Origin of the sequence: Cupriavidus sp. USMAA2-4 (assembly GCF_001854305.1) — a bacterium.
In the GTDB taxonomy this organism is placed as follows: Bacteria; Pseudomonadota; Gammaproteobacteria; order Burkholderiales; family Burkholderiaceae; genus Cupriavidus; species Cupriavidus malaysiensis.
On the sequence record NZ_CP017749.1, the window covers coordinates 2,291,378 to 2,303,656 of the forward strand.

At 67.5% G+C, this 12,279-nt stretch carries 13 protein-coding genes; all 13 read left to right on the forward strand.

From position 1 onward, the window contains the following. Positions 1-3: 3 nt before the first annotated feature. The 13 genes from traD to BKK79_RS30130 all read left to right on the forward strand — a co-directional run bounded on the left by traD (position 4) and on the right by BKK79_RS30130 (position 12,234). Complete coding sequence (gene traD / locus BKK79_RS30070; protein ID WP_071039655.1) at positions 4-2,196, forward strand: type IV conjugative transfer system coupling protein TraD; 2,193 nt, start codon at positions 4-6, stop codon at positions 2,194-2,196. Continuing rightward, positions 2,193-2,942, forward strand: coding sequence for a TIGR03747 family integrating conjugative element membrane protein (locus BKK79_RS30075; protein ID WP_071039656.1), 750 nt, complete (start codon positions 2,193-2,195; stop codon positions 2,940-2,942). Before traD ends, BKK79_RS30075 begins: the two co-directional genes overlap by 4 nt. Before the next feature lie 98 nt (positions 2,943-3,040). Next, positions 3,041-3,424: an integrative conjugative element protein, RAQPRD family gene (locus BKK79_RS30080; protein WP_071039657.1), complete on the forward strand. Its 384-nt coding sequence runs from the start codon at positions 3,041-3,043 to the stop codon at positions 3,422-3,424. Further along, on the forward strand, positions 3,421-3,654 hold the full coding sequence (locus BKK79_RS30085; protein WP_058489281.1) for a TIGR03758 family integrating conjugative element protein: 234 nt from the start codon (positions 3,421-3,423) through the stop codon (positions 3,652-3,654). Before BKK79_RS30080 ends, BKK79_RS30085 begins: the two co-directional genes overlap by 4 nt. A gap of 16 nt (positions 3,655-3,670) precedes the next feature. Beyond that, entirely contained in the window at positions 3,671-4,030 is a 360-nt protein-coding gene (locus BKK79_RS30090; RefSeq protein ID WP_023095489.1) for a TIGR03745 family integrating conjugative element membrane protein, read from the forward strand. 12 nt (positions 4,031-4,042) lie between these two features. After that, entirely contained in the window at positions 4,043-4,453 is a 411-nt protein-coding gene (locus BKK79_RS30095) for a TIGR03750 family conjugal transfer protein (RefSeq protein ID WP_071039658.1), read from the forward strand. Continuing rightward, on the forward strand, positions 4,450-5,142 hold the full coding sequence (locus BKK79_RS30100; RefSeq protein ID WP_071039659.1) for a PFL_4703 family integrating conjugative element protein: 693 nt from the start codon (positions 4,450-4,452) through the stop codon (positions 5,140-5,142). The genes BKK79_RS30095 and BKK79_RS30100 overlap by 4 nt, the downstream gene beginning before the upstream one ends. Continuing rightward, positions 5,139-6,059 (forward strand): TIGR03749 family integrating conjugative element protein, encoded by a 921-nt coding sequence (locus BKK79_RS30105; RefSeq protein WP_071039660.1) that lies wholly within the window; start codon positions 5,139-5,141, stop codon positions 6,057-6,059. The genes BKK79_RS30100 and BKK79_RS30105 overlap by 4 nt, the downstream gene beginning before the upstream one ends. Further along, the gene (locus BKK79_RS30110; RefSeq protein WP_071039661.1) at positions 6,049-7,470 is read left to right on the forward strand and encodes a TIGR03752 family integrating conjugative element protein; all 1,422 of its coding nucleotides are present in this window, start codon (positions 6,049-6,051) and stop codon (positions 7,468-7,470) included. Before BKK79_RS30105 ends, BKK79_RS30110 begins: the two co-directional genes overlap by 11 nt. Next, positions 7,451-7,891 carry a TIGR03751 family conjugal transfer lipoprotein gene (locus BKK79_RS30115; protein WP_071039662.1) on the forward strand — a complete coding sequence of 147 codons (441 nt, stop codon included), beginning with the start codon at positions 7,451-7,453 and terminating at the stop codon, positions 7,889-7,891. Before BKK79_RS30110 ends, BKK79_RS30115 begins: the two co-directional genes overlap by 20 nt. Next, positions 7,891-10,758, forward strand: a complete 2,868-nt coding sequence (locus tag BKK79_RS30120) for a conjugative transfer ATPase (RefSeq protein ID WP_071039663.1) — start codon at positions 7,891-7,893, stop codon at positions 10,756-10,758. The genes BKK79_RS30115 and BKK79_RS30120 overlap by 1 nt, the downstream gene beginning before the upstream one ends. Before the next feature lie 13 nt (positions 10,759-10,771). Next, positions 10,772-11,557 (forward strand): DsbA family protein, encoded by a 786-nt coding sequence (locus BKK79_RS30125; protein WP_071039664.1) that lies wholly within the window; start codon positions 10,772-10,774, stop codon positions 11,555-11,557. A gap of 182 nt (positions 11,558-11,739) precedes the next feature. Next, entirely contained in the window at positions 11,740-12,234 is a 495-nt protein-coding gene (locus BKK79_RS30130) for a JAB domain-containing protein (protein WP_071039665.1), read from the forward strand. The last annotated feature ends 45 nt before the right edge of the window (positions 12,235-12,279 follow it).

Here is a 12,279-nt window from a genome sequence, read left to right on the forward strand (position 1 = left end):
GCCATGTCGGGGAAACAGCCGGTCGAGGTACTGCTTCGCCCAGCGGTGGAGCTTTACACCGTTGCCGCATGCGCGGGCGCCGCGTTTCTGTCCCTGGTGGCCCCATGGTCGCTCGCGCTGAGCCCGTCCATGGGCGTCGGCAGTGCGCTGGCGTTCGGTGCCTACGGTGCCATCCGCTACCGCGATGCCCGCGTCATCCTGCGCTACCGGCGCAACATCCGCCGCCTGCCGCGCTACGTGATGACCAGCAAGGACGTGCCGGTCAGCCAGCAACGGCTGTTCGTGGGGCGTGGCTTCCTGTGGGAGCAGAAGCACACCCATAGGCTCATGCAGACGTACCGGCCGGAGTTCCGCCGCTACGTCGAGCCCACACCGGCCTACCGGCTGGCGCGACGGCTGGAAGAACGGCTGGAGTTCGCGCCGTTCCCGCTGTCCCGGCTGTCGAAACTCACTGGCTGGGACGTGCCTTTCAACCCGGTGCGGCCGCTGCCGCCGGTGGGTGGCCTGCCACGCCTGCACGGCATCGAACCCGAGGAGGTGGACGTCAGCCTGCCGCTGGGCGAGCGCGTCGGCCACTCGCTGGTACTGGGCACCACGCGCGTCGGCAAGACCCGGCTGGCCGAACTGTTCGTGACCCAGGACATCCGGCGCGTGAACGCCGCGGGCGAGCACGAGGTGGTGATCGTCATCGACCCCAAGGGGGACGCCGACCTGCTCAAGCGGATGTACGTCGAAGCCCTGCGTGCCGGCCGCGAAGGCGAGTTCTATGTGTTCCACCTGGGTTGGCCGGACATCTCCGCACGCTACAACGCCGTGGGCCGCTTCGGTCGCATCAGCGAGGTGGCCACCCGCGTCGCGGGGCAGCTTTCCGGCGAAGGCAACTCCGCCGCCTTCCGAGAGTTTGCGTGGCGGTTCGTCAACATCATTGCCCGCGCCCTGGTGGAGCTGGGACAGCGGCCCGACTACATGCTGATCCAGCGGCACGTCATCAACATCGACGCGCTGTTCATCGAGTACGCCCAGCATTTCTTTGCCAAGACCGAGCCCAAGGCCTGGGAGGTGATCGTCCAGATCGAGGCCAAGCTCAACGAGAAGAACATCCCGCGCAACATGATCGGGCGCGAAAAGCGCGTGGTGGCGCTGGAGCAGTACCTCTCGCAGGCGCGTAACTACGACCCGGTACTCGACGGCCTGCGCTCTGCCGTCCGCTACGACAAGACGTACTTCGACAAGATCGTCGCATCGCTGTTGCCGCTGCTGGAGAAGCTCACCAGCGGCAAGATCGCGCAACTTCTGGCCCCGAACTACTCCGACCTGGCCGACCCGCGCCCGATCTTCGACTGGATGCAGGTCATCCGAAAGCGTGCCGTGGTTTATGTGGGCCTGGATGCGCTGTCCGACGCCGAGGTCGCCGCAGCAGTCGGCAATTCGATGTTCAGCGATCTCGTGTCGGTCGCCGGACATATCTACAAGCACGGGATCGACGACGGCCTTCCTGGTGCATCGGCCGGTGCGCGCGTACCGATCAATGTCCACGCCGACGAATTCAACGAGTTGATGGGCGATGAGTTCATTCCGCTGATCAACAAGGGCGGCGGTGCCGGCCTGCAAGTCACCGCGTACACGCAGACCCTCTCGGACATCGAGGCACGCATCGGCAACCGCGCGAAAGCTGGCCAGGTGATCGGGAATTTCAACAACCTGTTCATGCTGCGCGTGCGCGAGACCGCGACCGCGGAACTGCTGACGAGGCAACTACCGAAGGTCGAGGTCTATACGACCACCATCGTCAGCGGCGCGACCGACAGCTCCGACATTCGCGGGGCGACGGATTTCACGTCGAACACCCAGGATCGCATCAGCATGTCCAGCGTGCCGATGATCGAGCCGTCGCACGTCGTCGGCCTGCCCAAGGGCCAGTGCTTCGCGCTGCTGCAGGGCGGTCAGCTTTGGAAAGTGCGCATGCCGTTGCCGGTGCCGGACCCGGACGAAGTGATGCCGGCAGACTTGCAGCAACTGGCCGGGTACATGCGCCAGAGCTACAGCGAAGCGACGCAGTGGTGGGAGTTCACCAGCTCCCCGGCCTTGCAGGACACCGGCCTGCCCGACGACCTGCTGGATGACGCCGCTGCGGCCGAACCTTCCGCAGTGGTCACCACCACCGGCGATGGTTCCGGCAACGAGGCCTCGCCATGAAGGACGCCGCCTCGACGGCGCAGCGGGAGCAGAACCAGCGCCAGGGCCTGATCGTCGGCACCATCACCTTGCCGTTCCGGCTGCTCGGGGTGCTGATCGGCTCGCTGCTGTTCTCGATCGTGGTGGAGTGCGTCGGCATGCACCTTTTCTGGAAGGACCAGGGCTGGCGGCACTCGCAGCAGATGTTGCAGTACGAACTGGGGCACCTGTCCAGCCACTTCACGCGCAGCGTGGTCGTGCAGGAGCCGGGGCGCACCGCGCACGAACTGGTGGATACCGGCTACGAATGGGTATTCGTGCGCTCCGGGCTGCTGGCGCGCATGAGCCAGACCGCCGAGCGCGCCCGCGCACCCAGCCACGGGCAGACGCGCAACTTCCGCTACTACATCAGCCAGGTCTATGTCTGGGCCGAGAACTACCTGATTGCTGCGGCCTTCACCACCCTCACGTTCCTGGTGCGCCTGCTGGTTCTGGTGCTCACGTTGCCGCTGATCTTCACCGCGGCGTTCGTCGGCCTGATCGACGGTCTTGTGCGGCGGGACGTGCGCCGGTTCGGCGCAGGTCGGGAATCCGGCTTCATCTACCACCGCGCGAAGGCGAGCCTGATGCCGCTGGCCGTGCTGCCGTGGGTCACGTACCTGGCCTTGCCGATCTCGGTGCATCCACTGCTGATCCTGCTGCCCAGCGCCGCCTTGCTGGGACTGGCCGTGAGCCTGACCGCAGGCAGCTTCAAGAAGTACCTCTAGGCCATCAATCCGGGCATGCGCGAGTTCCTATTGTTTGCGGCCTAAAAGCCCCTCGCTGCCCACGATCGAGCCATTGCTGATCACACAGGAATGGCGCGATGTTGGCTCCGATCTGGCAGCGCGCCGCGCATCGCGGCGTGCCCATTTTTCTCGTGACGGCCCTGCTGCTGGGTCAGTCCCCGATGGCGTTGGCCGAGTCCCCCGCACAGCGCCAGGAGCTGGTCGCCGCGCTGCGCCAGCTCGACGCCCTGGAGCGCACCGTCGCCGACAGCGCCGCGCATGCCCCCATCCAGCCGGGCGAGCGCTACCACTTCGATTACCCGCGGCTGCTGGCTGACCTGGCGCGCGTGCGCGCCGGCATCCAGGCCCATCTCACACCGTCGCGTGCCCAGCCGCGCGACCCCTCCGAACTGGCCGGCGACTACCGCACCGAGCGATCCGCTTCGCCATCGCCGACGGCGACTGCGGAGGGCAAGCAATGAACGGCGCCCAGGTCTCGGCATTTCAAGCCAACAGCGGCATCGCGCCTTCGGCGATGGCGACCGTCCTGGTCGGCGTCGTGTTCGCGGTCCTGCTCGTGTGGGGCGTCTGGGCCATCCGAACGGCCTACGTGGGGTGGGCAGAGAGCCGCCTCAACCAGCGCCAGTTCCTCGGCGTCTGCATCCGCTTCGTCGCGATGTACCTCGTCCTGAGCTTCTTCCTCCTCTCCTGACCTGAAAGGCACGACCATGCAAAACCGCATCCTCCATTCCCGTCTTGCCCAGCGCGCCGCTGTGGCACTGGGCGCCGCCGCGCTGCCCGCGCTGTCGTTCGCGCAAGGCTTGCCGCAGTTGGAAAACCCGACCCGCGGCACCGGCAACGGCATCATGGAAACGATCAGGAACTACGGCTACGACATCATCATGCTCGTGGCGCTCCTGGTCGTGGCGTCGATGTTCATCGGCGTCTGCTACCACGCCTACGGCACCTATGCGGAAATCCACACCGGCCGCAAGACCTGGGGCCAGTTCGGCCTCACCGTCGCGATCGGTGCCGTGCTGCTGGTGATCGGCATCTGGCTGCTCACCGAAGCCACCGGCATCCTGTAAAGCGAGGCTGGTATGTCCGAGCAGCAGCACGTCCGTGCGGACGGGACGGTCACGTTCCTTCCGCACCGGCTCAACCGCCATCCCGTTGTCGTGCGCGGCCTCACCGCCGACGAACTGTGGATCTGCTGCGGCCTGTCCGGTGCCGCCGGCCTGCTGGTCGGCGCGCCGCTGTCCTGGGTGTTCCGCACGATCGCCATCGCGCCGACGTTCGTCGTCCTGGGCGTGACCCTGGGCGTCTTCATCGGCGGCGGCATCCTGCGCCGGCTCAAGCGCGGGCGTCCCGATACCTGGCTGTACCGGCAACTGCAATGGCGCATCGCCACGCGCCATCCGCTGATGGCGGGATGGGTGGGCGGCCACGTGCTGATCTCGCACTCCGGCTTCTGGTCCACCCGAAGGTCTGTTGCAAGGGGGGCACGATGAGCCGCTTCAAGAACGAGATCACCCACCTGCAGGCGCACATCAAGACGCTTCGCCTGGGGGCTGGCGCGTTGATCATCGTCGCCCTGGTCATGGGCGGCGGCTGGTGGAGCGCCCCGCGCGACCTGACCATCCACGTCCCGCCCGACCTGCGCTCCGGCAGTACCCGAAAGTGGTGGGAAGTGCCGCCCGAATCGGTCTATGCGTTCACGTTCTACGTGTTCCAGACCCTCAACCGCTGGCCGACGAACGGCGAAGAGGACTACGCGCGCAACCTCCACACGCTCTCGCCGTACCTCACCCCGTCCTGCCAGGCCTACCTGCGCGCGGACTACGACTATCGCCGCAGCACGGGCGAGCTGCGCCAGCGCGTGCGCGGCATCTACGAAATCCCCGGCCGCGGCTACGGCGACGACCCCACGGCGCGCGTGCGCGTGGTCTCCGACCGCGACTGGGTGGTGACGCTCGACATCACCGCCGACGAGTACTACGGCGCCGAGCAGGTCAAGCGCGCGCTCGTGCGCTATCCGGTGAAGGTCACGCGGGTGGACGTCGATCCCGCCCGCAACCCGTTCGGCCTGGCGCTGGACTGCTACGACGGCGCGCCCCAGCGCATCAGCGCACCGGAGCCGACGCGCCCGGCGTCCGGCGGCCTGTCTCCGCAAGCGCCTCAAGGAGGAAACACCCCATGAAGCACCCTGTACTCACGCTGCTGGGGCTGCTGGCCGTCGCCGTGGCCCCCGCTCAGGCGGTGGAAATCCTGCGCTGGGAGCGCATGCCGCTGGCGGTGCCGCTGAAGGTCGGCCAGGAGCGCATCGTGTTCATCGACCGCAATGTCCGCGTGGGCGTGCCCGCAGGCGTGGGCGAACGCCTGCGCGTGCAGAGCGCGGGTGGCGCGGTGTACCTGCGCGCCAGCGAGCCGATCGAGCCCACGCGGCTGCAATTGCAGGATGCCGATACCGGCGCGCTGATCCTGCTCGACATCGCGGCCGAACCGCCCAAGGACGGCGAAGCCGAGCTGGAGCCAGTGCGCATCGTCGAGGGCAGCAGCCCCCCTGCGCGCTACGGCGATCTGGCAAGCGGTGCCGATGAGGCCCTGGCACGCGCCCAGGATCAGACAGGCGCTCGTGCGGCGCGGCGCGAAACCCCGGTTTCGGTCGTCCTGACGCGCTTCGCCGCGCAGAACCTCTACGCGCCCCTGCGCACCGTGGAGCCGCTGCCCGGCGTCATGCGGGTGAACCTGCGCCGCGACCTCGACCTCGACCTCGGCACGCTGATGCCGACGCTGCCGGTGCGCGCGGTCGCGCTCGCGTCGTGGCGTCTGGAAGACCAGTGGGTCACCGCCGTGCGTCTGACCAACAGCAGCAGCGGCCGGGTCACGCTCGACCCGCGCGTGCTGCAAGGCGATTTCCTCACCGCCACCTTCCAGCACGAAGCGCTCGGCCCCCGCGGGACGCCCGAGGACACGACCGTCCTGTACCTGGTGACGCGCGGGCACGGCCTCGCGCAATCGCTGCTGCCGGCGATCCACCGCTTCGACCCGGCTGCGCACCTGCCGCAGCCGGAAGCTGAAGCCGGCGACGGCAAGGAGACCCGCCATGCGCAGTAACGGCTTGCTCAAGTGGCTGATGATCCCGGTCGCCTTGCTGGTGCTGTTCGTTGCCATCCGGCTGTTCTCCGGCGGAAGCACGTCGGCACCGCCCGCGGCAGATGCCGGCTCCAAGCTCACGCCCGAGGAAATGAAGGCGTTGGGCATCGAAGGCGATACCCCGCGCGATACCGTGGCAACGCTCGTCGCCCAGGTGAAGCAGTTGCGCACCGAGCTTCAGACCGCGCTGACCGACAACAAGTCGCAGCGCGAGGAGAACCAGCGGCTGCGCCAGCGCGAAAACTCCATCGACCAGCGCATCAATTCGGCCCTCGAATCCGAGCGCTCCAACCTGCGCCGCGACCAGGAACAGGCGGCCAGCGCGCGCCAGCAGACCGAAGGGCTGCTCGCCGACCTGCAGCGACGTCTGGACAGCATCGGCAGGCGCGGCGGCGGCCATGCCGATCTGCCCGTGGGCCTGGGGCTGCGCGATGGCGACGAGGCCGGGATGGAAGGCGGCATGCGCTGGGTCGAACCGGACGACGCGACGAAGAAGGCCGAGGGACGCAACGGCAGCCGTGGCACGGGTAGCGGCATGAGCTTCCCGACGAGCTTCGGCCCGGCGCAAAGCACGCTGGAAACCACCGCGGAAACCGTGGCGAACGCCGGCGCACGTGCGGCAGGCGTCAGGAGCGCCAAGCCGGTCTATACCGTGCCGACCAACTCGACGCTGATGGGCTCCGTGGCGATGACGGCGCTGATTGGGCGCGTGCCGATCGACGGGACGGTGAACGACCCATACCCCTTCAAGGTCTTGGTCGGGCCGGACAACCTGACGGCCAACGGGATTGATATTCCCGACGTGGCCGGCGCGGTCTTCTCCGGCACCGCCTCGGGCGACTGGACGCTCTCATGCGTGCGCGGCCAGGTGCGCAGCATCACGTTCGTCTTCAACGACGGCACGATCCGCACCATCCCCGAAGACCGCGAAGGCAACCAGCAGAACAACCAGCAGCGCGACGGCCTGGGCTGGATCAGCGATCCGTATGGCATCCCTTGCGTCAGCGGCGAGCGGCGCAGCAACGCCCAGCAATACCTCGGCTCGCAGGCCCTGATCACGGCGGCCGGTGCCGGCGTCGCCTCGCTCATCGAGAGCGACAGCGGCCGCATGTCCTACGTCGGCTCGGACGGCGCCATCGGCACCGTTGGGATCAGCGGCCAGGAAGCGGTCGGCCAGATCCTCGCGGGCGGCGTGCGGGACATGTCGGCCTGGGTCAACAAGCTCTACGGCCAGGCCTTCGCCGCCGTCTATGTGCAGCCCGGCGCCAAGGTCGCCGTCCACCTCGAAAAACCGCTGGCCATCGATCACGACCCCGAAGGCCGGCGCGTCGATCACCGTGCAGGAGAAAGCCATGCGCTCGAACTCGATTAAAGGCCTCGCGCTGGCAGCGGCCGTCGCCGTGCTCGGCGGCTGCGCCACCAGCAAGGAAGAGCTGCTGACCCATAGCGACCGCACCATGATGGACATCTGGCAGCAGGAAACGGGCGGCGGCGGCAGTGGCACCGGCCAGGTCGCCCGACGGCAGTTGCTCGACGCGCGCCAGAGCCTGCGCCGGCCGCTGACCGACGCCGATGTGCAGGCCGCGCCCGCCGAGCAGATGCGCTACACGCGCACGGCGCGCAACGAGGTCTATCGCCAGTTCCAGCGCCTGCCCAACCCCGATCTCGTCATGTACGTGTACCCGCACCTGGCAGGCACGGACCCCGTGCCGGTTCCGGGCTACACGACGGTCTTCCCGCTGTACCAGCGCGTGCAGTACGCCATGCCCGGTGAACGGCTGGAGGACTATTGATGCGCTGGAAACTTCCCTGGCCGAAGCTGGCCGCATCCGGCACCGGCGACGAAGAGAAGCCGGACGGCTGGCAGCGCCACGTCGAGGCCTTGCGCCAGGCCGGCGTCCCCGAACCCGGCGCAGCGATCCAGGGCCGCAGGCCGGCGACGGTAGCCGACGAGCAGGCGCTGTACGACGTCGCGCCGTCGTTCGCGGAACTGCTGCCTTGGGTGGAGTTCCTGCCGCAGTCGAAGTCCATGCTGCTCGAAGACGGGCAATCCGTGGCGGCCTTCTACGAGTTGGTGCCGCTGGGCACCGAGGGGCGGGAACCCGGCTGGCTGGCACATGCCCGCGATGCGCTCGAAAACGCGCTGCAAGACAGTTTCGATGAACTGGACGAGAACCCCTGGGTGCTCCAGCTCTACGCCCAGGACGAACCCAGCTTCGACCAGTACATGCAGATCCTGCGCGACTATGTGCAGCCGCGCGCCCGCGATACCGCGTTCACCGAGTTCTACCTGCGCTTCTTCGGCCACCATCTGCGCGCGGTCGCCAAGCCGGGCGGCCTGTTCGAGGACACGGTGGTGACGCGCCTTCGCTGGCGCGGCCAGACGCGGCGGGTGCGCATGGTGATCTATCGCCGTGCCACCGGGCAGGCAAGCCGCCGCGGCCAGACGCCCGAGCAGATGCTGAACATCGTCTGCGACCGCCTGTGCGGCGGGCTGGCGAACGCCGGTATCCAGGCACGGCGCATGGCCGCGGCCGACGTCCACGACTGGCTGCTGCGGTGGTTCAATCCGCGCCCCGCGATGCTCGGGCCGAGTGCAGAGGACCGGGAGCGCTTCTACGCGCTGGCGCGCTACCCCGACGAGACCGAGGACGGCGAGATCGAACTGGCGAGCGGTCGGGATTTCAGCCAGCGGTTGTTCTTCGGCCAGCCACGCTCCGACGTGGAGCGTGGCACCTGGTACTTCGATGGCATGCCGCACCGCGTGCTGATCACCGACCGGCTGCGCATGCCGCCCGGCACCGGACACCTGACCGGCGAGACCCGCAAAGGGGATGCCATCAACACGCTGTTCGACCAGATGCCGGAAGACACCTTGCTTTGTCTCACGATGGTCGCCACGCCGCAGGATGTCCTGGAAGCGGATCTCAACCACCTGGCGAAGAAGGCCGTGGGCGAGACGCTGGCGTCGGAGCAGACGTTGAAGGACGTGCAGGAAGCCCGCTCCCTCATCGGCAGCGCGCACAAGCTCTACCGGGGGACGCTGGCGTTCTACCTGCGCGGACGCGACGAAGCGGAACTGGACCGGCGCGGCCTGGACTTGGCGAACGTGATGCTCAACGCCGGCTTGCAGCCGGTGCGCGAAGACGACGAGGTGGCACCGCTCAACAGCTACCTGCGCTGGCTGCCGTGCTGCTACAACCCCGGCCAGGATCGGCGCAGGTGGTACACCCAACTGATGTTCGCGCAGCACATCGCGAACGTGTCGCCGGTGTGGGGCCGCGCCCAGGGCACGGGGCACCCCGGCATCACGATGTTCAATCGCGGTGGCGGCCCGATCACCTTCGATCCGCTCAATCGCCTGGATCGGCAGATGAACGCCCACCTGTTCCTGTTCGGCCCTACGGGCTCGGGCAAGTCAGCGACGCTCAACAACCTCTTGAACCAGGTCACGGCGATATACCGCCCGCGGCTGTTCATCGTGGAGGCCGGCAATAGCTTCGGCCTGTTCAGCGATTTCGCCAAGCGGCTGGGCCTGACCGTGAACCGGGTCAAGCTGGCCCCTGGCTCGGGCATCAGCCTGGCACCGTTCGCCGATGCGCGCCGGCTGATCGAAACGCCGAGCGACGTGCAGACCCTCGATGCCGACGCGCTGGACGAAGACCTGCCCCCAGATGCCTCGGCCATGGAGGCGGACGAGCAGCGCGACGTGCTCGGCGAACTAGAGATCACGGCGCGGCTGATGATCACGGGCGGCGAGGACAAGGAAGAAGCCCGGATGACGCGGGCCGACCGCTCGCTGATCCGCCAGTGCATCCTCGACGCCGCCGAGCACTGCGTGGCCGAGAAGCGCACCGTTCTCACGCGCGACGTGCGCAACGCGCTGCGCACCCGCGGCCAGGACCCGACGCTGCCCGAGATGCGGCGCGTGCGGCTGCTGGAGATGGCGGACGCGATGGATATGTTCTGCCAAGGCACGGACGGCGAGATGTTCGACCGCGACGGCACGCCGTGGCCCGAAGCCGACATCACCCTGGTCGATCTGGCGACCTACGCCCGCGAGGGCTACAACGCCCAGCTCTCCATCGCCTACATCAGCCTGATCAGCACGGTGAACAACATCGCCGAGCGCGATCAGTACCTGGGACGCCCGATCATCAACGTCACCGACGAAGGCCACATCATCACGAAGAACCCGCTGCTCGCACCCTACGTCGTGAAAATTACAAAGATGTGGAGGAAATTGGGGGCCTGGTTCTGGCTCGCGACGCAGAACATCGACGACTTGCCGCGCGCCGCGGAGCCCATGCTCAACATGATCGAGTGGTGGATCTGTCTCAGCATGCCGCCCGATGAAGTCGAGAAGATCGCGCGGTTCCGCGAACTCTCGCCCGCGCAGAAGGCGCTGATGCTTTCGGCACGCAAAGAGGCGGGGAAATTCACCGAAGGCGTCATCCTCTCCAAGAGCATGGAAGTGCTGTTCCGCGCCGTGCCGCCGAGCCTGTACCTCGCCCTCGCGCAGACAGAACCCGAGGAGAAGGCCGAACGCTACCAGCTCATGCAGCAGTACGGCTGCACCGAACTGGAAGCGGCTTTCAAGGTGGCCGAGAAGATCGACCAGGCCCGCGGCATCGAGTCGCCGGCCCTGGAACTGTCGTAAACCGGAGAACGCCATGGAACAGAAACGTCCTTCCATTCCGATGCAGGTCCAAGCGTTCCGCCGTCGCCGCTGGCGGCCTCGCTGGCCCTGGGTATTGGCTGCTGTGCTGGTCGCGCTGCTGCTGATCTGGCTGGTGTCCCGCACGCCCGGCGAATCCTCAGCGCCGTCGCCCGCGCCGGTCAGCACGGCGCAGGTCGCTGGGCCACCCTGGCAGATGGGCAACCCGGAAGGCCGTTTCACGCTGACGCTCTATGCCGACCTGGAATGCCCGTTCTGCCGGGAGTACTTCCCGCAGCTCAAGCGCTGGGTCGGCAACAACACCGACGTCGCGCTGCAATGGCACCACCAGCCGCTGGCCGCGCATGAGCCTGCCGCGTCGGCCGAGGCACGTCTGGCCGAGTGCGCCGCCGAAGCGGGCGGGCATGCGGCGTTCTGGCAGGCGGTCGAATGGGTCTATGCCCACACGCGCAGCGACGGCCAGGGCTTGCCCGATGGCTTGCGTTACCCCGAAACAACGTCAGCCATCGAACAGTGCATGGCGAGCGAGCGCCCCAACGTGGCCATCCGCGCGCAGGCCGCGGAAGCCACCAAGAGCGGCGTGACCGCCACGCCGTCGCTGCGACTGCTCGATCGCCAGACGGGCCAGGCCATCCTGCTGCAGGGGCCGATCGAGGGCGATGCCTTGCTCTCGGCCATGGACATGCTGGCGGCCGGGGACATGGCCAGCGACGCGGCGGCTTCACCCGCCACCCCCACATCCGAAATGCCTGCCGACGTTGTCGGCGACATGCCCAGGTAGCCCTCGGTCTTGAAGGCTACGGCGCGGCTCGCCGCGCTGACCGCTACCCGTTCGCTTTCGCATCCTGGCCGCGAACAATCACCGCCGCGCGGTGATGGATGCACCTTGTTCCGCTGTTTCCATCCCCAGGAGGGCTTGCCCTCCCAGGGTGGCACCCTCCGCTCACTTTCTGGAGGTCCGCCATGTCTCTCGTCGCCAACGACTCCTGCGTGGAGCCACGTTTTGCCCCCGCGTCCCAATCCGATGACTGGATCATCCGGCAAGCCATCGCGCTGCTGGAGCAGCGGGTCTTCAAGAAGGGGCTATCCCTGGAAAGGCCTGCCGCCGTCAAGGACTACCTGCGCCTGAAACTGGCCGCCGAGCCCAATGAAATCTTCGCCATCGTGTTTCTCAACAGCATGCACGAGGTGCTGGCCTACGAGCCGATGTTCAAGGGCACGGTCCATTCGACCACGGTGCATGCGCGCCCAATCGTGCAGCGCGCCCTGGAACTTAATGCCTCCGCAGTCATTTTTTCGCACCAACACCCTTCGGGCTGCACGGAGCCGTCAAGCGCGGACCGCGCTTTGACCCAAACGCTGAGGGCCGCGTTGTCGCTGATCGACGTGAGGGTGCTGGATCACCTCATCGTCGGCCAGGGCACGCCGTACTCGTTCGCGGAGTCCGGCCTGCTTTAGCGACGGCATCGGCTCCCTGATCCACGCGGAGGCTTCGGCCTCCGC

Bases quoted from the DNA above. Each gene is read 5' to 3' on its own strand.
- traD (WP_071039655.1), top strand. From the start codon at position 4: ATGTCGGGGAAACAGCCGGTCGAGGTACTGCTTCGCCCAGCGGTGGAG.
- BKK79_RS30075 (WP_071039656.1), top strand. From the start codon at position 2,193: ATGAAGGACGCCGCCTCGACGGCGCAGCGGGAGCAGAACCAGCGCCAG.
- BKK79_RS30080 (WP_071039657.1), top strand. From the start codon at position 3,041: ATGTTGGCTCCGATCTGGCAGCGCGCCGCGCATCGCGGCGTGCCCATT.
- BKK79_RS30085 (WP_058489281.1), top strand. From the start codon at position 3,421: ATGAACGGCGCCCAGGTCTCGGCATTTCAAGCCAACAGCGGCATCGCG.
- BKK79_RS30090 (WP_023095489.1), top strand. From the start codon at position 3,671: ATGCAAAACCGCATCCTCCATTCCCGTCTTGCCCAGCGCGCCGCTGTG.
- BKK79_RS30095 (WP_071039658.1), top strand. From the start codon at position 4,043: ATGTCCGAGCAGCAGCACGTCCGTGCGGACGGGACGGTCACGTTCCTT.
- BKK79_RS30100 (WP_071039659.1), top strand. From the start codon at position 4,450: ATGAGCCGCTTCAAGAACGAGATCACCCACCTGCAGGCGCACATCAAG.
- BKK79_RS30105 (WP_071039660.1), top strand. From the start codon at position 5,139: ATGAAGCACCCTGTACTCACGCTGCTGGGGCTGCTGGCCGTCGCCGTG.
- BKK79_RS30110 (WP_071039661.1), top strand. From the start codon at position 6,049: ATGCGCAGTAACGGCTTGCTCAAGTGGCTGATGATCCCGGTCGCCTTG.
- BKK79_RS30115 (WP_071039662.1), top strand. From the start codon at position 7,451: ATGCGCTCGAACTCGATTAAAGGCCTCGCGCTGGCAGCGGCCGTCGCC.
- BKK79_RS30120 (WP_071039663.1), top strand. From the start codon at position 7,891: ATGCGCTGGAAACTTCCCTGGCCGAAGCTGGCCGCATCCGGCACCGGC.
- BKK79_RS30125 (WP_071039664.1), top strand. From the start codon at position 10,772: ATGGAACAGAAACGTCCTTCCATTCCGATGCAGGTCCAAGCGTTCCGC.
- BKK79_RS30130 (WP_071039665.1), top strand. From the start codon at position 11,740: ATGTCTCTCGTCGCCAACGACTCCTGCGTGGAGCCACGTTTTGCCCCC.